We start from the raw sequence: 19,731 nt of genomic DNA on the forward strand, positions 1-19,731 counted from the left end.
AACAAACACAATAAAACATTTAATTATGAAAAAATCAATTTTAAAACTATTTTTAGTAGGAGCATTTTCTACATTAGCCTTAACAAGCTGTAGTAATAACGACGATAACGGAGATATCGATACAAATCCTTCTGGCTTTGTTGCGAATCCTGCTGATTTTAAAGGTGAATTAAAAAGTGGAGATAAAATTACTTTAGATCCATCAAAAGTATATTATTTAACAGGGAAAATTCAGGTTAACGACGGTGCTGAATTAACAATTCCTGCTGGTACACAAATTGTTGCAAACGGTGGTACATCTTCTTATATTGCAGTAGCACAAGGTGGTAAAATATTTTCTAACGGAACTTCTGCTAAACCAGTTGTATTTACATCAGACAAAAAAGCACCAGGTTCTTGGGGTGGAGTAGTTTTATGTGGTAAAGCACCAATTAACAAAGCAAAAACAGCTACTGCTGAGGTTTCTGAATTAACATATGGTGGTGATGTTGCAAATGATAATTCTGGTACAATAACATATACTCGTATTGAATATGCTGGAGCTATTTATAATTCTGAAAAAGAGTTTAATGGACTTTCTTTATTCGGTGTAGGTAACGGAACTAAAATTGAATATGTACAAATGTATGCAGGTTCTGATGACGGAATCGAATTCTTTGGTGGAACTGTTAATACAAAATATATCGTATCAAATGAAAACGAAGATGATCAATTTGACTGGACAGAAGGTTGGGTTGGTACAAACGAATATTGGTACGGAAAAGAAGGTCGTAGTAAAGGAAATAGAGGTATAGAGGCTGATAACAATTCAAGTAATCATACTTTAACTCCAATTGCAAATCCTACAATTAGATATGCTACTTTAATCGGTTTAGGTAAAGATTATGTAGGAGAAGGAGAAAATCAAGCAATGAAATTACGTGTTGGTACAAAAGGAAAATTTGAGAATTTTGTTTTAGCAAACTGGGCTAAAGGTATCGATATCGAGCATGATGCTACAATTTCTTGGATTCCGAATGATTTATTTTTGAAAAACGTTCAATTCATAAACGTTGGAGTAGAAGCTACAGGTAAATCTTCTGCTGGTACTGCTGTAGATGTATCAAAAGCTTATGCAAAAGCAGATAATACTGGAGCTGGAAATGGTGTAGATACACCAACTTGGGCAAAAGGATGGACAGTAGGTCTATAATTAAATCCATATAAAGAAAAAACTTTTCTTATAAAAAAGTTCTTCGTGTTTGTAAATCGCTTTTTTGGGTTCTCCAAAGAAGCGATTTTCTTCTATTATAACTATTTTATTTTAAGTCATTAAAAATAGTTATTTAGAAAAATTCCACGTAAGCTAAACTATTTGTACATTTGCAGAACAATAACAGTTGATAACAATGGCATTAACAGAACAACAATTAGATTCGATTGGAGAAAAATTGGTTGAAAAATTCAAAACAGTTTACGATCCTGAGATTCCAGTTGATATATATGAATTGGGATTGGTTTACGATGCACAGGTGAATGCAGATGGTGAAGTAAAAGTTACCATGACCCTTACATCTCCAAACTGTCCTGTGGCTGAAAGTTTACCTGTAGAGGTAGAACAGCGCGTAGAAGAGATAGAATATGTAACGAAATGTTACGTAGAAATTACGTTCGATCCACCTTGGGATAGAGATATGATGAGCGAAGAAGCAAAATTCGAATTAGGAATGTTATAACTTAACATTCCTAATTTTTTTTGTATCTTAATCCAACAAATTCAAAACACTAAAACTTATGGGATATTTAGGCGTGATCGTTTTTCTTGGAATTATTTTCCTTTTTTTATTCGTCTTTACAGTAAAACAACAAACTGCGGTTGTTATTGAGCGTTTCGGGAAATTTAATAGTATTCGTAACCCAGGATTACAATTCAAAATTCCGATTGTAGACAGAATTGCTGGAAAAATGTCTCTTAAAATTCAACAATTAGATGTTGTTGTCGAAACGAAGACAAAAGATGATGTATTTGTTCGATTGAAAGTTTCTGTTCAATATCAAGTCATCAAAACTCAAGTTTATGATGCATTTTACAAATTAGATAATCCTTATACACAAATAACTTCTTTCGTTTTTGACGTTGTTCGAGCTGAGGTTCCAAAACTTCGTTTAGATGATGTTTTCGAGAAGAAAGATGATATTGCGGTTGCTGTAAAAAGTGAATTGCAAGAAGCTATGAATTCATATGGTTACGAAATTGTCAAAACGTTGGTAACCGATATTGATCCAGATGAGCAAGTAAAACATGCGATGAACCGTATTAATGCAGCTGAACGTGAAAAATTAGCGGCGCAATATGAAGGTGATGCTGCACGTATTTTGATTGTAGAAAAAGCAAGAGCCGAAGCAGAATCGAAGCGTTTGCAAGGACAAGGTATTGCGGATCAACGTCGTGAAATTGCAAAAGGTTTATTAGAATCGGTTGATGTATTGAATGGAGCAGGAATTACGTCGCAAGAAGCTTCTGCGTTAATTGTGGTGACGCAACATTATGATACATTGCAAGCGATTGGAGAAAAATCTGGAAGCAAATTAGTTTTGTTACCAAATTCGCCAACTGCCGCTTCGGAAATGCTGAATACAATGGTTACTTCGTTTACAGCAGCACATGAATTGAATGAGCATCAAATAACAAAAGAAGACAATCCAACTCAACGAAAAAATAAACCAAATCAAGGTGATTCGTTTACTTTTCCAGAACATCCTTAGAAAAATGTAATGAGTAAAATTCTTAATAGTAAAGTAATAATATTTGTTTTCTTACTAATAGTTTTTTATTTATTATTCTGTAAAATTGATTTTACAAATGGACAAAATCAAACTGAATTAGATTATTCTGTAAATATTATTTCTAATAAAAATTATAAAGATGATAGAGTAATATCAGTATTTTTTACAATTATAGGGAATAATCCAGAAACGAATAAACTCGATACTTTTAATGATGGTAGATGGTTTTCAAGTGTGAGTGATTCAATCGAAAAAGGAGATACAGTTTTTAAAATGAAAGGAAAAGACTATTTTTTAATTAAAAAGAAGAATTACATTTTAAAAATTAATTTAGAAAAGAATCAACAAGGAAAATTTATAGAAGTTTTAAAGAGATAATTATCAAAAGTAAAAGCCACTTCATCGAAGTGGCTTTCTAATATCTCAATACTTATATCTAAAATCTAAGTCTATCCAACCTGAACACCGTTTGGCGTTTGTTCTTCTGGATTTACGAACGTTAATTTTCCGTCTGCTTTATCAGCGAATAATAACATTCCGTTCGATTCGATTCCACGAATTTTACGAGGCGCTAAATTTGCTAAAACTATTGCTTGTTTTCCAACGATTTCTTCTAACGTAAAATGTTCTGCAATACCAGAAACAATTGTACGAACGTCCATTCCTGTATCTACTTTTAGTTCGAATAATTTGTCTGCTTTTTCAACTTTTTTCGCTTCTAAAATAGTTCCGATACGGATATCCATTTTTTGGAAATCATCAAAAGAAATCAATTCTTTTTGAGGTTCTGCGTTTGGATTTGTCATATTATTTTTGACTTTACTTTCGTTTAATTTATTGATTTGTGCTTCGATGGCTTCGTCTTCAATTTTTGCAAAAATTAATTCAGATTGTCCTAATTGATGTCCAGCTTTTACAAATTCGTCTGTTGATTCTAAATCATCCCAACTCATTTTTTCTACATTCATCATAGCCAACATTTTTTCAGAAGCGAATGGAATAAATGGTTCTCCTAATTGTCCTAATGCAGCAGCAATTTGCGTCGCAGCGTACATTATTCCTTTTACAGCTTCTGGATCATCACCTTTTTTCCAAGGTTCTTGCGCTTGTAAAAATTGATTTCCAAGACGAGCCAAATTCATATATTCTGTCAACGCAGCACGGAATTCATATTTATCTAAATGATCACCAATGCGCTTTGCAAAATATTTGATTTCAGTTAATTCTTCAAATTCAATTGTTTTTGAAGGAACAATTCCTTCGTAATATTTGTGAGAAAGAACCATTACACGGTTGATAAAGTTTCCTAAAATTCCAACTAATTCAGAATTATTCTTCGTTTGGAAATCTTTCCACGTAAAGTTATTGTCTTTATTCTCAGGCATATTTGCCGTCAACACATAACGCAATGTATCTTGTTGATTCGGGAAATCTTCTAAATATTCGTGTGCCCAAACTGCCCAATTACGAGAAGTTGAGATTTTATCATCTTCTAAATTCAAGAATTCATTTGCAGGAACATTATCAGGCATAATGTAATCGCCATGCGCTTTCATCATTGTTGGGAAAATGATACAGTGGAAAACGATATTGTCTTTTCCGATGAAATGAACCAATTTCGTTTCTTCGTTTTGCCAATAATCTTTCCAATTTTTACCGTTTTTCTCTGCCCATTCTTGCGTGAAAGAAATGTAACCAATCGGTGCATCAAACCAAACATACATTACTTTTCCTTCAGCTCCATCAACAGGAACAGGAATTCCCCAGTTCAAATCGCGTGTCATTGCACGAGGTTTCAAACCATCGTCTAACCAAGATTTTACTTGACCATAAACACTCGATTTCCAATCATTTTTGTGACCTTCTAAAATCCATTTTGATAAGAAATCTTGATATTGATCCAATGGTAAATACCAGTTTTTTGTTTCTTTTCTGATTGGCGTATTTCCAGATAAAGCAGAACGAGGATTAATCAATTCTTCTGGGCTTAATGTAGAGCCACATTTTTCACATTGATCGCCGTAAGCATCAGGATTTCCACATTTCGGACATTCACCACGAATGTATCGATCCGCTAAAAATTCGTGCGCATCTTCATCGTAAAATTGTTCCGTAACATCTTCTGTAAACTTGTTGTTATCATATAACGTTTTGAAGAAATCTTGAGCAACTTCTCTGTGTTTATCAGATGTTGTACGAGAATAAATATCGAACGTCACACCAAAATTAGCCAATGTATTTTTGATGTTCTCGTGGTAACGATCAACAATATCTTGAGGCGTAACGCCTTCTTTTTTGGCACGAATTGTAATTGGAATACCATGTTCGTCAGAACCTCCAATAAATGCTACATCTTTTCCTTTTCTTCGTAAAAAACGCGCATAAATATCAGAAGGAACGTAAACACCTGCCATATGACCAATGTGCAATGGTCCGTTAGCATAAGGTAAAGCCGCTGTAATTGTATATCTTTTTGGTTGACTCATTTGCTTAAAATCTATAAGCGACAAAGATACGATTTGTTGTTTGTTTTGTTAAAACCTTTTTCTAATTTTATAAGGTTAATCTATTGATGGAGGAATGAATATTAGGAAAGAGGAGAAAAGCGATTATGAACAAGTTTTTAAATTGATTGAAAAGGCTTTTGAAAATGAAGAATATAGTGATCATCGTGAACAATTTTTAGTTGAACGATTACGAAATTCTGATGGTTTTGTTCCTGATTTGTCTATTGTTTTTGAAATGAATGGACTTACTGTTGGTTATATTTTATTGACAAAGATTAAAATTAATCATTCAGACTTTTCTTACGATTCTTTAGCGCTCGCTCCTGTAGCGGTTTTACCTAATTATCAGGGAAATGGAATTGGTGGTCATTTAATAGAATTTGCGCATAAGAAAGCGAGAGAATTAGGTTTTGAATCGATTATTTTGTTAGGTCATCCAACTTATTATCCTAAATTTGGTTACAGAAAAGCATCTGACTTTGATATTCAATTACCTTTTGATGTTCCAGATGAAAATTGTATGGCAATTGAGTTGGAGGAAGATGCGCTGAAAAATGTAAATGGAATGGTAGAATATCCGAAAGAATTCTATCAATAATTAAAATATTTCCTATGGAAGAAAAAGCTGTTGTAACACCAGATGAGGTGGTAACGGATACAATTACGAATTTATTTACGTATGCTAATTATTTTTTGGTTGCAGCGCTTGTTGTGTTGTTAACGTATATGACGATTCGTGATTTTAAGAAAAAACAACGCGAAAAGAAATTGTCACAAGAACGTGAATCGTACAACAATCAGTTTGATAACGAAGACGAAAAAGAAGAATTATAAATCATAAAAATAGCCACCCAATTTTGAGTGGCTATTTTGTTTATATCAATTTAATTATTGACCTTCTTCTTCAGGAATTTCATAGTTTTCGCCTACGCTTTCACTACCACTTCCTTCGATAATTGGACCTGGATCATACATTTCATCATATTGATGGAATCCGTATGTATTCGAACAATCCCAGTGTTTTTCAATGTCCTTAGGTTTGTCAAATTTATCTCCAGCTGTTACGCCAAATTTTCCTCCTTCTTTGTAAACGCCTTGCATATAGTAAGCCCAAATAGGTAAAGCTGTATTGGCTCCTTGTCCTGTGGCTGTACTTGCAAAGTGAGCAAATCGGTCTTCTGCAGCAACCCAAACTCCAGTAACTAAATTTGGTGTTAATCCCATAAACCAACCATCAGAGTTATCGTTTGTTGTACCTGTTTTACCAGCAATTTCGGCAGTCATTCCGTAGCGATTTCTTAATCTCGCACCAGAACCTCTATCTACAACACCTTTCATCAAATCAATCATAGTGTACGCTACGTTTTCATTAACAACTTCTCGTGTTTGTGGCGTATAATCTTTGATAACTTTTCCTTGCTTATCTTCTATTCTTAAGATTAATTGCGGTTTAATGTAAATACCACCATTTGCAAATGCACTCATCGCACCAACCATCTCATATAAAGATAAATCGGCAGAACCTAATGCAATTGTAGGATCTTTTACGATAGGAGATTCAACTCCAAGGTCACGAGCCATTTGAATTACAGGTTCTTCACCTGTTTGCATAATCAAACGTGCAGCGACAATATTTGTAGAATAAGCTAATGCAGTTCTTAAATCTTGAGATCCACCATATTTACCGTTAGTATTTCGAGGAGACCATTTTCCTGGAATTCTCTCATTAGAAACGGTATGACAAGGTGTTAATCCTAATTGATTAATCGCTGTTGCATAAACAAACGGTTTGAACGTAGAACCTACCTGACGACGCGCTTGTTTTACGTGGTCAAATTTGAAATAATTCCAATCGATTCCTCCAACCCAAGCTTTGATTGTTCCATCTTTTGGATCCATTGACATCAAACCAGCTTGTAAAATATGTTTGTGATATTCGATTGAATCCATCAATGTTTTCCCTTTTTTGTACTGAATTCCGTTCCATGTAAAGAACTGAACAGAGTCGCGAGGTGTATTGAAAACAGTTTCGATTTCAGCTTCAGATTTTCCTTCGGCTTTCATCTTTTTATACAAATCTGTACGAGCCATTGCTTGCTTAAAGATTTGTGTTCTTTTTGCAGCAGAAATATTATAAAATGGTGCTAAACTACGTCCACGTTGCTCTCCAAAGAATTGATCTTGTAAAACTTTTAATTGTTTTTTAACCGCTTCTTCAGCTAAATTTTGCATTCTTGAGTCTAACGTTACATAGATTTTTAAACCATCTTTTTCAAGGTTATATGATTTTCCTGTTTCTTTCTCATAATCAACCATCCATTGCTGAATTTCCTTTCTCAAAGCAGATTTGAAATATGCTGAATGTGATTCATCATGCTGCATAATATCTTGTTTATCTGTAACCAATGGTGTAGCTTTTGCAGCTTCCCCTTCAGCTTGAGAAATTTTGTTGTATTTCATCATTTGATCTAATACAAGATTTCTTTTTTCTGTAGATAATGCAGGATTTTTTACAGGGTTGAATTTTACAGGATTTTGAAACATTGAAACCAATGTTGCAGCTTCATCTAAGTTTAATTCTTTTGTTGTTTTGTTGAAATAAACTTTAGAAGCAGATTCAATACCTTTTGCACCATAGATAAAGTCAAACTTATTGAAGTACATCGCAATGATTTCTTCTTTTGTATACAATTTTTCTAATTGAACAGATGTTACCCATTCTTTTAGTTTTTGTAAACCACGTTTCACTTTATTAGAAGAAGGATCTTTTGTATACAACTGTTTTGCTAACTGCTGTGTAATTGTAGATCCACCTCCTGAATCACCTCCTGAAGATATAGCACGGAAAGCAGCTTTAATATCTACACCTGAATGATCAAAGAAACGAACGTCCTCTTTTGCTAACAATGCATCAACTAAATGTGGTGGTAAATCTTTGTAATCGACTGGTGTTCTGCGTTCTGCTTCGAAACGATCTAACAAAACACCATCAGAAGAAATAATTTCTGATGAAACATAAATATCAGGATTTTCTAAATCACGTACATTGGGAATTTCACCTAACCATCCGTTAGATGTCGCCCAAAAGATTCCGAAAATTCCTAATACGGCACAAAAAAACAGTACCCAAATGGTAACGATTATTTTTTTGGCTAATGAAAAGCTATTGAACTTCTTTTTTGCTTTAGAAGTTGCGCTTGTTTTAGGATTTTTATTGTTTTCCATTCTGTATTATTCAGCTTTATCAACAATCAAACTAATGTCTTCGATTCCTTTCAAATTCTTTGTTCGCATACCTTGCCAAACTTTTAGTTGATAGCGACCAGAGTCTTTTATTGGTAAATTTTCGCGATAAACCAACATCATTTCTTTTGTTGTCATTCCTTTACCAATCCAGCTTCCATCAGGATTTGCAATGTAATACTGTAAGGTATCAATCATTTCATTTCCTTTAGGATCGATGAATTTCGTGAACAAATATAAGTTACTATATTCATACGACGTATTATTTCTTAACACAAATCCAATGTTAACAGCCGAAGGTTTAGGATCTTTTACATCAAACGTAAAGGTTTGAGGCTGATTACTCTTCCATTCGTCTTTCACATCTTTTGTGTCTTGATAATAATGTTTAGCCTCGCAACTAAACAATAAAAAGACTAAAATAAAAAGCAAACTACTGTTGCGTATCATCTGGTTTTGGCCCACGATTAAATCTTTTTTTATTTCGATTCTTCGATTTATTTGGTTTCGGTTGAGAATTATTTGCTTGATTCTCGTCCTTAGTTTTCGGTTTTTGCTCAGCATTTTGATTATTTTGCTGAGGTTGTTTTTTTGGTTGTTGAGTTGACTGATTAGCCTGATTTGTTTGATTATTTTGTTGGCTATTATTGCTCGGATTATTCGGTTTTCGCTTTTGTTGATTGCGATTGCGATTATTTCCTTGCGGCTTTTGCTGATCAGTATTTGGTTGAGCTTGTTGCTCTTTCGCCTGAGTTGGCTGTTGCTTCTCTTTTGGCTGATTTTGTTGTTGCTGATTCTGATTAGGATTCGAATTTTTGTTCGGTCTACTTTGATTATTCTTTTTAGACTGATTTGGATTCTTTCCTTGTTTATTTTCAAGACGATTCGCCTTATCTTTCGCTTCGTTAGGCTGTTTTTGTTTTGCCTTCTGAGGTTTTAGATTATTAGCATTCGTCGCAACTTTTTCGTTTCCAGAATTTTGATTATTCTTAATTCTTTTACGTTTTTTGTTTTGCTTTTCTTTACGTTCAAAACGTTCTAAAGAATCTTCTCCAATTACATCTGTAAAATCTGGTTTCGATTCTTCTACATTTTTAGCTAAATCTTCTAAAGGTTCAGTTTTTTGACCTTTTGCAGTAATTGCTAAAAATTCTTGAATATCGTCTACCGAAAATTTGTACCAAACAATTCCTCCTTTGTCATAAGCAAACCACATTTCTTTCTTGAAAACGTCTATTTTAACACAATGTGCCCAACCTTTTTCAGTCTCGAAACGGCTTTCTATCGACGGAAAACTATTTAATGCATCTAAATATGAATCTAATTCAAAATTTAAACAACATTTTAATTTACCACATTGTCCAGCTAACTTTTGCGAGTTAATTGACAATTGTTGATAACGTGCCGCAGCAGTGCTCACAGAGCGGAAATCTGTTAACCAAGTCGAACAACATAATTCGCGTCCACAAGATCCAATTCCACCAACTTTTGCTGCTTCTTGACGATATCCGATTTGTTTCATCTCAATTCTTACGCCAAATTTACCTGCGTATTCTTTGATTAATTGACGGAAATCGACACGTCCTTCTGCTGTATAATAAAATGTAACTTTCGCTCCATCCCCTTGGTACTCAACATCACAGATTTTCATTTCCAAATTAAGGTTTTTCGCCATAATTCGAGAATCAACCATTGTTTGTTTTTCTCTATCTCGAAACTCTACCCAAGTTTCTATATCTTTTTGGTTCGCTTTACGATAAACCTTCTTGACATCTTCCGCAGTCCACGAAAGATTCTTTTTTTTCATCTGGATTCTAACAAGCTCACCCGTAAGTGTAACAACCCCAATATCATGACCAGGTGTTCCTTCAACAGCGATTACATCGCCAATATTTAGAGATATGTTGTTTTCGTTTTTATAATAAAACTTTCGATCGTTTTTGAAACGAACTTCCACAAAATTGAACTTTTCTTGTCCATTTGGAAGTTGCATATTCGATAACCAATCAAAAACTGATAATTTTCCACAACCATCAGTGCCACAAGCACCATTATTGTTACATCCTTTCGGAAGGCCATTAGAAGTTCCACAAGATCCACATCCCATGCTTCTATAATTTTTTTAAATGACAACACAAAGGTATGAAAATATTTTTCTGAATTTGTGAAATCATTTCGGTTATGAAATTGATTTTAAATTGAATCAAAAACTTCTGAGAATGAATAGGTTTGGTCTAATCTAATACCTTTTTCTGTTAATTTTAACGTAGCTAATTCGTTGACATGATCGTGTTCAAAAAACAAAATATATTCATTTTCGACTGCTTTTTGTAAAAACGTTCCTTTTTCTTCAACTGTTATTAAAGGTCGTGTATCAAACCCAATCACATAAATTAGCGGAATATGTCCTACAGTTGGGATTAAATCTGCGATATAAACTATTTTTTTGCCTTTATAGGTAATAATTGGCAACATTTGTTTTTCGGTATGTCCATCTACAAATAAAATATCAAAACCAAGTGGAGAATTTTCTAAAATTGATCCATTTTGAGGCAAATCAATCAAATTAAGTTGTCCACTTTCTTGTAGAGGTAAAATATTTTCTTTTAGGAAAGATGCTTTTTCGCGAGGATTTGGATTTACTGCCCAATCCCAATGATTCGCATTTGACCAAAATTTTGCGTTTTTGAATGAAGCTTCCAAATAATCTTTCTCTTTGTTGTATTGAATTGCACCACCACAATGATCAAAATGTAAATGCGTCAAGAAAACATCTGTAATATCATCTCGATGAAATCCATGTTTGGCTAAAGAATTATCCAAAGTAGCATCCCCCCATAAATAATAAAATCCAAAGAATTTTGCATCTTGTTTAGTTCCGATTCCTGTATCAATCAAAATTAATCTTTCGCCATCTTCGATTAGAAGACATCTCATCGCAAGATCTATTAAATTTCTATCATCAGCAGGATTTGTTTTATTCCAAATCGATTTTGGTACAATTCCGAACATGGCACCGCCATCTAATTTAAAATTTCCTGTTTCTATTGTATATAATTTCATTTTTATGTGGTTTTATTTTGTTGAATTTTCGTTTTACGAAGATAAAAAATAGAATATTATTTAAAATAAATATCTATTATAGAATTGAACGACTTAAATTTGCAAAAATTTTGATACAATGGCAAAAGAAGTTCGTGTAAGATTTGCGCCAAGTCCAACAGGTGCGTTACACATCGGAGGAGTCCGTACTGCGTTATACAATTATCTTTTCGCAAAACATAATAACGGAAAATTCTTATTAAGAATAGAGGATACAGACCAAACACGTTATGTGGAAGGTGCTGAACAATATATTATCGATTCGTTGAAATGGTTAGGCTTAACTCCTGATGAAGGTGTTGGTTTTGGTGGAGATTTAGGTTCTTACCGTCAATCAGAGCGTAAAGAAATCTACAAACAATATGTAGACGAATTATTAGCTTCTGGAAATGCATATTATGCGTTTGATACGGCAGAAGAATTAGACGCTGCACGTGCAAAAGCAGAAGAAAATAAAGAAACATTTATTTATAATTGGTCGACAAGAGGAAAGTTGAAAAACTCGTTATCAATGACGGAAGATGAAACAAAAGCTTTAATTGGGAATGGAACGCCTTATGTGATTCGTTTCAAAATTGATGATTCTCGTACAGTTTTATTGGATGATATGATTCGTGGAAAAATCACGATTGATGCAGCAACTTTAGATGATAAAGTTTTGTTTAAATCTGATGGAATGCCAACGTATCACTTAGCCAATATTGTGGACGATCATTTGATGGGAATTTCTCACGTAATTCGTGGAGAAGAATGGTTACCATCAATGGCTTTGCACGAATTATTGTATGATGCATTTGGTTGGGAAGCACCTCGTTTTGCACATTTACCATTAATCTTAAAACCAGAAGGAAAAGGAAAATTAAGCAAACGTGATGGAGACAAACACGGATTTCCAGTTTTCCCAATGGAATGGAAAACAGAAGAAGGAATTGCAAAAGGATACAAACAAGAAGGTTATTTCCCAGATGCAGTATTGAATATGTTAGCATTATTAGGATGGAATTCTGGAACTGATCAAGAGATTTTTACAATGGATGAATTGATTCAATTATTTTCATTAGAAAAAGTTTCAAAATCGGGTGCACGTTTTTCTCCAGAGAAAGCAACTTGGTTTAATCATCAATATTTACAACAAAAATCTGTTGAAGAATTAATACCATCTTTTGAAGAAGTTTTAAAAGAAAACGGAATCGAAGCTAATCCAGCTTTAGATGCAAAAGTGGTTGAATTGTTAAAAGAAAGAGCAAACTTTGTAAAAGATATTTTCGAACAAGGTCAATTCTTTTATATAGCTCCTTCTACTTACGACGAAAAAGCTGCTAAAAAAGCTTGGAAAGATGATTCGAAAGAGATTTTAGGAAAATTTGTTGAAGTTTTAAATTCATCAGAATTTACTTCAGAGGTTTTACACGATGCAATGGCAGAATTTGTTACAACGCAAGAAATTGGATTTGGAAAAATCGGAATGCCTTTACGTCTTAGTTTAGTTGGTGCTTTACAAGGACCAGATGTTCCTGTAATTATGGCAACTTTAGGAAAAGAGGAAACGATTGCACGTATTAACAAAGCGATTGAAGTTTTAGGATAAAATTATTTCTATCATAAATAAAAAAGCCATTTGCATTGCAAATGGCTTTTCTGTTATAAATTGATTTTGACTTCGTCTAATTGATTAAGTTCTTCTTGAGAGAATATTCGATAATTGACTTTAAATGTTTTGCCAAGCGGAACTTCTAACGAAAAACCTCCTGCGCCAATCGCATCAATCACATCTAATTCGAAATGCGCATGTTTCCAATATTCGAACAGATCTTTGTCAATCCAAAATTCAACTCCATCAATTTCTCCAATGCAAACATCTTTGTATCGAAGGTAAAATTCCCCTTTTCTGAAACATTGTGGTTGCGTTCCTTCACAGCAACCTCCAGCTTGATAAAGCATTAAATCGCCATGTTTTGCTTTTAATTCATTCAATAAATTAATCGCTTTTTCTGTTGCATCAACACGTTCCATTTTTTGAGATTTTTAATTAATTATTGATTTAGAAAAAACCTAATTTCTTTTTGCTGTAAGAAACTAACATATTTTTAGTTTGACGATAATGATCTAACATCATTTTGTGGTTCTCACGTCCGATTCCAGATTGTTTATAACCTCCGAAAGGCGCTCCAGCAGGATAACTATGATATTGATTAACCCAAACACGACCAGCCTGAATAGCGCGTGGAACTTGATACAATTGATGTGCATCACGCGTCCAAACACCAGCTCCTAAACCATAAATTGTGTCATTAGCAAGTTCAATCGCCTCTGCTTCATCTTTGAAAGTTGTCACCGCTAATACAGGTCCAAAAATCTCTTCTTGGAAAATACGCATCTTGTTATTTCCTTTAAATAATGTTGGTTTGATGTAATAACCATTTTCGATATCACCTTGTAAATGATTGGCATCTCCACCAGTTAAAACTTCTGCACCTTCTTCTTTTCCTAACTTAATATAACTTAAAATTTTGTCATACTGAATTTGAGAAGCTTGCGCACCAATCATTGTTTCAGGATCAAGAGGATTTCCTGCTTTAATCATATTTACACGTTCTACAACTCGTGCAATAAACTTATCATAAATAGATTCTTGAATTAATAGTCTTGAAGGACATGTACAAATTTCACCTTGATTAAGAGCAAATAATACCGCTCCTTCAATTGCTTTATCTAAGAAATCATCATCATGATCCATCACAGATTCGAAGAATACATTAGGTGATTTCCCTCCTAATTCTAACGTTACTGGAATAATATTTTCTGTTGCATATTGCATCACGAAACGTCCTGTAGCTGTAGATCCTGTAAATGCAGCTTTCGATACTTTAGGATTTGTCACCAATGCGCGACCTAATTCTCCACCGAAACCATTTACAATGTTAACAACTCCTGGAGGTAATAAATCTCCAATTAATTCGAATAAATATAAAATCGAGATAGGTGTAGATTCAGCAGGTTTTAAAACCACACAGTTTCCAGCAGCCAAAGCAGGAGCTAATTTCCAAACCGCCATCAAAATTGGGAAGTTCCAAGGAATAATTTGAGCAACAACACCAATTGGCTCGTGGATAATAATTGAAACTGTATCTTTATCTAATTCGTTGATAGAACCTTCCTCAGCACGAATTACCGAAGCAAAATATCTGAAATGATCGATTGCTAAAGGAATATCAGCATTCAACGTTTCACGAACAGGTTTTCCGTTATCGTAGGTTTCTACAGCTGCAACATTTTGTAAATTTTCTTCGATTCGATCTGCAATTTTATTCAAAATAATGCTTCGTTGCGTTGGCGAAGTTTGACTCCAACTTTTGAAAGCTTCGTGAGCAGCGTCTACCGCTTTTGCTAAATCTTCTTCCGAAGAATGTGCAGCTTTTGTAAAAACTTTTCCAGTAAGTGGTGTTACAACATCAAAGTATTTTCCGTTTGTAGGTGGCGTAAATTGACCATTGATGTAATTGTCATAATGATCTTTGAATGTAGGTACATTAACTAAGTTTCCCATTTTATTAAAATTTTTGTGAATTGAATTTTCTCTAATTTATTCAAATTTGTTCAATAATTATGTTTAGAAAAAGTTAATTCTATTTGGTATAAAATTTGTACATTTGGCATCCGTCAATTATTTATTGACAATTTACTTTATGGGGCTGACTGGTTTTGACAGCAGGGCCAATGGGTAAGTAAGCATGCAGTGATAGGTTGTGTACTCACTTTAATCAGGCACTTCAACTTTTTAACTGGCAACGAAGAGTACGCTTTAGCTGCATAATTCTGAATTTTAGTAAGAATACGCCACGTCTATACTAGGTATAGAAGCTGAATGTCCCTCAAAAGCCTTGACTTACGGCGTTTGATACAGGGACACGGGAAAGTAAGAATAGAAACCTTAGTGCATCGGATAGGTTTCGAGATTTTAGATGATAAGCGGTTGACAGAGTGTTTATTCTCAGGATATCGTCGAAAATTAATAATAAACTAAGCATGTAGAAAGCTTATTTGTTGCTTGTTTGGACGCGGGTTCGAATCCCGCCAGCTCCACAACTTTAAATGTTACTTATTATGTATCGTATCTAAACCTTCTATTTTTAGGAGGTTTTTTTATTTTATAAAATTTCTTCTATTAACAACTATTAAATTTTTCATCCGTTTTTCCATCCGTTTTTGTAATTTTATAGAAACGCTTAGTATCATGAATATAACTTTCGTATTAGCAAAACCATCTTCAAACTTAGAAACGACAATAGAAATGGTAGTGAGATGGGATTCGCAACAAATTAGAATAAGCTCTAAAAAGAAAATTCTTCCGAAGAATTGGAATCCATCAAAAATGAAGGTGAAAGATTCTGGTTATAATAGAATTGGTATAGAAATTAATTCACATTTAGAAAAAATGAAATCAGCTGCTACAGACGTATACTTGTCTCTTGATAATGATTTAGGAAGATCACCATTAAAGCAAGAGTTTAAATTGAAATTTAAAAATCATTTCTTCGATGGTGGTAAAATTGAATCTAAAGCAAAAATTAAAACAGTTGCGGAGGCATTTGACTTGTATATTAGAACTCAAAAGTATTTAGCAGATTCTTCAATTAAAACTATTAACCTAGCAAAGAATAATATCATTAATTATCAATTACGTAACAACGAAATAATCACCTTAGATAAATTCGATGTTAATATGAGAAACGGGTTTGTAGACTATCTTTTTGAACTAGAATATGCTGGGACAACTATCTATCGTCGATTAAAATATATTAGAACAATATTAAGATTTGCAGAAGATTTAGAACATGTGGTTCATCAGTACTATAAAGCAAAATCATTCTTAACTAAAGATGAGGAGTCTTACCAGATAGCACTAACAGAAGACGAATTAAATGAAATTATAAATTTAGATCTAAATTATGATAGTTCACTTGCATTAGTGAGGGATCAATTCTTATCGCTTGTTATAACTGGTCAAAGGTTCTCTGACCTTAATAAGATAACCTCAAACTATGTTGTGGATGATTATTCACTAAAATTTAATTCAAGAAAAAACCAACGTATCAATTCAGTTTCCATTGATGAAAAATCTGAAATTAATTTTAGAAAAATATCCTTTAGGTTGGCCTATTCGATATTCTAATCAAAAGTTCAATAAAAAGCTTCAGGATATAGCTAAAAAATGTAGTTTGTTAGAGCGTCCATTGGTAAATAATGAAAATATTAAGAGAATGGATCGAATTTCATCTCATACAGCAAGACGTACTTTTGTCACAATTTATTATTCTAAAGGAGTTCCTTTGGATGTTATAATGCTAGCAACTGGACACAAGCAAGAGAAAACGGTTAAGGGCTACATAAAGATGAGTAAAACACAAGAATCAAAACTGCTGGAGATGGTTTTAAAAGACGTAGAAATTAAAATTACAAACGAATGAAATTTTTAGAATATTGGGATGTTTTTGATGTATTATTAGAAATATCAATAGAAGAGGACTTTAAAGATCCAGTTGATTATACAGAGCTTTTTGTAAAATTAACTAAAGCAGGGGAGGAAGAAAGTATTGATTGGTTCTTCAATAAGTTTGAATCCTTCGAGTTAATTATAAATAAGAAGTTAAATGCTCTTGATCTATACGAAGCTAAAAATTTGCTTCAGTTAGAAAAAGAAAAAATTCTTGATCGATTATATTATGAAAGAGGATCTTATCATACGATTAATTTAAAAGATCATTTTTTTGAATTTATAGATTCGAAAATTGTGGGCGATGTAAAACTCCAACAATATAAAAAGCTTCAATATTTGGAGCAAAATTTAGATCGTATGAATGCGGAGGTTAATGATCCAAACATTTTTAATGTTGATGATCTAAAGTTTGAATCTGTCGCTAAAAAAATAATTGCATTGTACAAACTTGGCATCCTTGATCACTTTGATAATGTTAACGAGTTAGTTACATCAACCAATGCGAAGGCTAGAGTAATTAGTTTAATTACAGGAGAGAATGTGACGACAATACAGTCTGCATTAAATGGTATGGTGAAAAATAATGTTTCTAAAAATAATCCACTGAAATCCGCTAAGAGTTGTAATGATGTTGAGGAAATTCTAAATAAAATTGGTGCAAAAATAATTAAGGATTGACGAATTAGGGAATCCCTAATTTTTATACAGGGTAGTTTTGGAGTATAAAATTTAAAACTATGCACAACGCAATTATTAACGAGGCTTTCGTTCACCAAATGGTAAAAGATCAAGTTACTAAAGAACTTGCTAAAGAAAGAAATGAATTAAAAGAAAAAGATATTTATTTAACAAAAGAACAGGCGGCATCAATGTTTGGTATCTCAGTTTCTACCCTAGATAACTATAAGAGAAATAATTTAATTCCATATTCTAAAATCGGTCGAGCAGTACGTTTTACTCTTTTCGATTTAAAGAATTCTCTAATCCTTCAAAAGAAAGGTAAAAGTAGATAACACCCTCCCTATGGGAGGGGTACCTACGTATCCGCTAAAATATGGGGTGCCTATGTAACTCATTAAAAATCGAGCAGGTCGCTCAATAAAATTTCTAAATTTTTTTTAAATATTGAAAAATAAGGCTTTCGTATACACTTAGGCAGCATTTAGTATTGCCTATATGTAACGTATCCCAATGATCATGTGTCATTTTGGAAGCTGTGTTTCAATTTATTATTCGATTGTAAAGCTGGTGCTTAATCATAGATGAAGTGTATTTTTTAAAAGTTGAATCTGATGTGACATAAGAATATACATTATGTAATGTGAATTGAACATATAAAACAGGTTATGGATATTGGGTTTCAGTGTTTTAAAACTTTTTTAAAATTTTATTGTTCAAACTGACATAAGGGACTATTTATTATAAAATGAGCATGGGGCTCATAAAGTTTAAATGTAAAATTATGTGGAAAACAATAGAGTTCTATCAAAGAACAAACATCATAAATATGTCTTATAGAACAATAATGAGACAACTAGGAAGTATATCAGGAGATATTAACATAGTAAAGAAAAAGGTAATTGAAGGGAGGGAAACATGGCAAATTAATTACGATTACATTCACGAATATTTTCAACGTAAGAGAAAGGTTAAATCCAATGAGGAGGGGTTTAACCAGAGGATGGAAAAGAAGGTTAGGAGAGTTATATCGACATTAACGGTTCCAGAAGACGTTAGTCAATACAACATAGAATTGGGTATTAATTTTAAAGATGACTATGACAGAAACTATTATGATTACATTGTAAAGGATTTATTTATTCGTTCCGAATTTGATATATTTTATGTGATAGAAGAAGATTCTAGCGGATTCAACCATTTACATGTTGGATTAAAAGGAGATCCGGAGGAGCTAAAATTAGTTCTAAAACATACTTACGATAATCTCCATCTTCACGATTATGATGGAGAAGAAGAAAATTTATTCTCAAAACAAACTAATGTGGCAATAATCAGAAATCAAAATGCGTATCTTGATTATTTAAAGAAGGATGGAAATATCGAGTTTCTTTTGAAGAGAAATAATTTAAAACTATTTGAGGATGGCAGAAAATTTTAAATTATTCGAAGCTATCACGAGAGAAAGTAATTCTGATAGTTGGTTAGATGCAAAAAAAGAATGGTTTCCATTTGACTTCTATTGTGATGATACTGGAAATATAGGCTGCTGCTGTGGAAAATTTCCTATCCGGAATATCTGTGTGATTAAGCACGTCGATCAACCAAAGACAATGGTTGTAGGAAACTTCTGCATCACTAGATTTATGGATATACCCATTAGTAATAAAATATTTACTTCAGCTTCCAAATTAAAGAAAGATTTAACTAAGAGTCTTAATATAGATGTTGTCCATTATTTGAGAGAGATCAATATTATTAACGATTATGAATATCAATTTTATTTGGACAGAAAGTCTAAGCGGAAACTTTCAGTGAAACAAAAAGCATTTAAAATAAAAATTAATCAGAAATTTCTAGCCTGGATATCAGAAAATGAAAAACCACATCAATTAAGATGTGGTTTTTTATATTTTTACATAATACAATATTGTTAAA

Annotated in this window: 20 protein-coding genes and 1 other RNA gene; 14 read left to right on the forward strand and 7 right to left on the reverse strand. The window is 33.0% G+C overall.

Going from position 1 to position 19,731, the window contains the following annotated elements:
• Positions 1 to 25: 25 nt before the first annotated feature.
• The 4 genes from HXZ74_RS06830 (at position 26) to HXZ74_RS06845 (ending at position 3,144) form a co-directional block, all read left to right on the forward strand.
• Positions 26 to 1,192, forward strand: a complete 1,167-nt coding sequence (locus tag HXZ74_RS06830) for a beta-helix domain-containing protein (protein WP_286474522.1) — start codon at positions 26 to 28, stop codon at positions 1,190 to 1,192.
• Between the two features lie 196 nt (positions 1,193 to 1,388).
• Positions 1,389 to 1,715: an iron-sulfur cluster assembly protein gene (locus HXZ74_RS06835; protein ID WP_280038109.1), complete on the forward strand. Its 327-nt coding sequence runs from the start codon at positions 1,389 to 1,391 to the stop codon at positions 1,713 to 1,715.
• Between the two features lie 58 nt (positions 1,716 to 1,773).
• Entirely contained in the window at positions 1,774 to 2,745 is a 972-nt protein-coding gene (locus HXZ74_RS06840) for an SPFH domain-containing protein (RefSeq protein WP_180905499.1), read from the forward strand.
• Between the two features lie 9 nt (positions 2,746 to 2,754).
• Positions 2,755 to 3,144, forward strand: a complete 390-nt coding sequence (locus HXZ74_RS06845; RefSeq protein WP_286474524.1) for a hypothetical protein — start codon at positions 2,755 to 2,757, stop codon at positions 3,142 to 3,144.
• Between the two features lie 71 nt (positions 3,145 to 3,215).
• On the opposite strand, the gene metG is transcribed toward HXZ74_RS06845, so the two are convergent.
• Complete coding sequence (metG, locus tag HXZ74_RS06850) at positions 3,216 to 5,252, reverse strand: methionine--tRNA ligase (protein ID WP_286474528.1); 2,037 nt, start codon at positions 5,250 to 5,252, stop codon at positions 3,216 to 3,218.
• A gap of 94 nt (positions 5,253 to 5,346) precedes the next feature.
• Between metG and HXZ74_RS06855 the strand changes: the two genes are divergently transcribed.
• A complete protein-coding gene (locus HXZ74_RS06855; RefSeq protein WP_286474531.1) occupies positions 5,347 to 5,871 on the forward strand; it encodes a GNAT family N-acetyltransferase in 525 nt (174 codons plus the stop codon).
• A gap of 14 nt (positions 5,872 to 5,885) precedes the next feature.
• Positions 5,886 to 6,107 (forward strand): hypothetical protein, encoded by a 222-nt coding sequence (locus HXZ74_RS06860; RefSeq protein ID WP_286474534.1) that lies wholly within the window; start codon positions 5,886 to 5,888, stop codon positions 6,105 to 6,107.
• Positions 6,108 to 6,161: 54 nt separating this feature from the next.
• Here the strand turns inward: HXZ74_RS06860 and HXZ74_RS06865 are convergent, their stop codons facing one another.
• The 4 genes from HXZ74_RS06865 to HXZ74_RS06880 all read right to left on the reverse strand — a co-directional run bounded on the left by HXZ74_RS06865 (position 6,162) and on the right by HXZ74_RS06880 (position 11,579).
• The gene (locus HXZ74_RS06865) at positions 6,162 to 8,498 is read right to left on the reverse strand and encodes a transglycosylase domain-containing protein (RefSeq protein ID WP_286474536.1); all 2,337 of its coding nucleotides are present in this window, start codon (positions 8,496 to 8,498) and stop codon (positions 6,162 to 6,164) included.
• A gap of 6 nt (positions 8,499 to 8,504) precedes the next feature.
• Positions 8,505 to 8,966, reverse strand: coding sequence for a gliding motility lipoprotein GldH (locus HXZ74_RS06870; protein WP_084106949.1), 462 nt, complete (start codon positions 8,964 to 8,966; stop codon positions 8,505 to 8,507).
• Positions 8,950 to 10,623, reverse strand: a complete 1,674-nt coding sequence (locus HXZ74_RS06875; protein WP_286474538.1) for a PSP1 domain-containing protein — start codon at positions 10,621 to 10,623, stop codon at positions 8,950 to 8,952. The genes HXZ74_RS06870 and HXZ74_RS06875 overlap by 17 nt, the downstream gene beginning before the upstream one ends.
• 86 nt (positions 10,624 to 10,709) lie before the next feature.
• On the reverse strand, positions 10,710 to 11,579 hold the full coding sequence (locus tag HXZ74_RS06880; protein ID WP_286474540.1) for an MBL fold metallo-hydrolase: 870 nt from the start codon (positions 11,577 to 11,579) through the stop codon (positions 10,710 to 10,712).
• 118 nt (positions 11,580 to 11,697) lie between these two features.
• On the opposite strand from HXZ74_RS06880, the gene gltX reads away from it, so the two are divergent.
• Positions 11,698 to 13,206, forward strand: a complete 1,509-nt coding sequence (gene gltX, locus HXZ74_RS06885) for a glutamate--tRNA ligase (protein WP_286474542.1) — start codon at positions 11,698 to 11,700, stop codon at positions 13,204 to 13,206.
• A 53-nt stretch (positions 13,207 to 13,259) separates the two neighbouring features.
• Here gltX and HXZ74_RS06890 read toward each other — a convergent pair whose 3' ends face one another.
• Positions 13,260 to 13,631 carry a DUF779 domain-containing protein gene (locus tag HXZ74_RS06890; protein WP_286474545.1) on the reverse strand — a complete coding sequence of 124 codons (372 nt, stop codon included), beginning with the start codon at positions 13,629 to 13,631 and terminating at the stop codon, positions 13,260 to 13,262.
• A 28-nt stretch (positions 13,632 to 13,659) separates the two neighbouring features.
• The gene (locus HXZ74_RS06895; protein ID WP_286474546.1) at positions 13,660 to 15,165 is read right to left on the reverse strand and encodes an aldehyde dehydrogenase family protein; all 1,506 of its coding nucleotides are present in this window, start codon (positions 15,163 to 15,165) and stop codon (positions 13,660 to 13,662) included.
• A gap of 141 nt (positions 15,166 to 15,306) precedes the next feature.
• Here HXZ74_RS06895 and ssrA point away from each other — a divergent pair.
• The 7 genes from ssrA to HXZ74_RS06930 all read left to right on the forward strand — a co-directional run bounded on the left by ssrA (position 15,307) and on the right by HXZ74_RS06930 (position 19,730).
• Positions 15,307 to 15,704: a transfer-messenger RNA gene (ssrA, locus tag HXZ74_RS06900) on the forward strand.
• A gap of 148 nt (positions 15,705 to 15,852) precedes the next feature.
• A complete protein-coding gene (locus tag HXZ74_RS06905) occupies positions 15,853 to 16,791 on the forward strand; it encodes a phage integrase SAM-like domain-containing protein (protein WP_286474548.1) in 939 nt (312 codons plus the stop codon).
• Entirely contained in the window at positions 16,730 to 17,086 is a 357-nt protein-coding gene (locus HXZ74_RS06910) for a tyrosine-type recombinase/integrase (RefSeq protein ID WP_286474550.1), read from the forward strand. The genes HXZ74_RS06905 and HXZ74_RS06910 overlap by 62 nt, the downstream gene beginning before the upstream one ends.
• Positions 17,083 to 17,793 carry a hypothetical protein gene (locus tag HXZ74_RS06915; protein WP_286474554.1) on the forward strand — a complete coding sequence of 237 codons (711 nt, stop codon included), beginning with the start codon at positions 17,083 to 17,085 and terminating at the stop codon, positions 17,791 to 17,793. The genes HXZ74_RS06910 and HXZ74_RS06915 overlap by 4 nt, the downstream gene beginning before the upstream one ends.
• Positions 17,794 to 17,852: 59 nt before the next feature.
• Positions 17,853 to 18,128 carry a helix-turn-helix domain-containing protein gene (locus tag HXZ74_RS06920; protein ID WP_286474557.1) on the forward strand — a complete coding sequence of 92 codons (276 nt, stop codon included), beginning with the start codon at positions 17,853 to 17,855 and terminating at the stop codon, positions 18,126 to 18,128.
• Positions 18,129 to 18,577: 449 nt separating this feature from the next.
• Positions 18,578 to 19,234, forward strand: a complete 657-nt coding sequence (locus tag HXZ74_RS06925) for a hypothetical protein (protein WP_286474559.1) — start codon at positions 18,578 to 18,580, stop codon at positions 19,232 to 19,234.
• Positions 19,218 to 19,730, forward strand: a complete 513-nt coding sequence (locus tag HXZ74_RS06930; RefSeq protein ID WP_286474561.1) for a hypothetical protein — start codon at positions 19,218 to 19,220, stop codon at positions 19,728 to 19,730. The genes HXZ74_RS06925 and HXZ74_RS06930 overlap by 17 nt, the downstream gene beginning before the upstream one ends.
• Position 19,731 lies beyond the last annotated feature (1 nt).

Source organism: Empedobacter sp. R750, from assembly GCF_030324345.1.
In the GTDB taxonomy this organism is placed as follows: domain Bacteria; phylum Bacteroidota; class Bacteroidia; order Flavobacteriales; family Weeksellaceae; genus Empedobacter; species Empedobacter falsenii_C.

Coding starts and splice junctions, on each gene's coding strand:
- HXZ74_RS06895 (WP_286474546.1), bottom strand. CDS start 15,165: ATGGGAAACTTAGTTAATGTACCTACATTCAAAGATCATTATGACAAT.
- HXZ74_RS06830 (WP_286474522.1), top strand. CDS start 26: ATGAAAAAATCAATTTTAAAACTATTTTTAGTAGGAGCATTTTCTACA.
- HXZ74_RS06910 (WP_286474550.1), top strand. CDS start 16,730: ATGAAAAATCTGAAATTAATTTTAGAAAAATATCCTTTAGGTTGGCCT.
- HXZ74_RS06925 (WP_286474559.1), top strand. CDS start 18,578: ATGTGGAAAACAATAGAGTTCTATCAAAGAACAAACATCATAAATATG.
- HXZ74_RS06915 (WP_286474554.1), top strand. CDS start 17,083: ATGAAATTTTTAGAATATTGGGATGTTTTTGATGTATTATTAGAAATA.
- HXZ74_RS06855 (WP_286474531.1), top strand. CDS start 5,347: ATGAATATTAGGAAAGAGGAGAAAAGCGATTATGAACAAGTTTTTAAA.
- HXZ74_RS06845 (WP_286474524.1), top strand. CDS start 2,755: ATGAGTAAAATTCTTAATAGTAAAGTAATAATATTTGTTTTCTTACTA.
- HXZ74_RS06905 (WP_286474548.1), top strand. CDS start 15,853: ATGAATATAACTTTCGTATTAGCAAAACCATCTTCAAACTTAGAAACG.
- metG (WP_286474528.1), bottom strand. CDS start 5,252: ATGAGTCAACCAAAAAGATATACAATTACAGCGGCTTTACCTTATGCT.
- HXZ74_RS06890 (WP_286474545.1), bottom strand. CDS start 13,631: ATGGAACGTGTTGATGCAACAGAAAAAGCGATTAATTTATTGAATGAA.
- HXZ74_RS06865 (WP_286474536.1), bottom strand. CDS start 8,498: ATGGAAAACAATAAAAATCCTAAAACAAGCGCAACTTCTAAAGCAAAA.
- HXZ74_RS06880 (WP_286474540.1), bottom strand. CDS start 11,579: ATGAAATTATATACAATAGAAACAGGAAATTTTAAATTAGATGGCGGT.
- HXZ74_RS06860 (WP_286474534.1), top strand. CDS start 5,886: ATGGAAGAAAAAGCTGTTGTAACACCAGATGAGGTGGTAACGGATACA.
- HXZ74_RS06870 (WP_084106949.1), bottom strand. CDS start 8,966: ATGATACGCAACAGTAGTTTGCTTTTTATTTTAGTCTTTTTATTGTTT.
- HXZ74_RS06835 (WP_280038109.1), top strand. CDS start 1,389: ATGGCATTAACAGAACAACAATTAGATTCGATTGGAGAAAAATTGGTT.
- HXZ74_RS06840 (WP_180905499.1), top strand. CDS start 1,774: ATGGGATATTTAGGCGTGATCGTTTTTCTTGGAATTATTTTCCTTTTT.
- gltX (WP_286474542.1), top strand. CDS start 11,698: ATGGCAAAAGAAGTTCGTGTAAGATTTGCGCCAAGTCCAACAGGTGCG.
- HXZ74_RS06930 (WP_286474561.1), top strand. CDS start 19,218: ATGGCAGAAAATTTTAAATTATTCGAAGCTATCACGAGAGAAAGTAAT.
- HXZ74_RS06920 (WP_286474557.1), top strand. CDS start 17,853: ATGCACAACGCAATTATTAACGAGGCTTTCGTTCACCAAATGGTAAAA.
- HXZ74_RS06875 (WP_286474538.1), bottom strand. CDS start 10,623: ATGGGATGTGGATCTTGTGGAACTTCTAATGGCCTTCCGAAAGGATGT.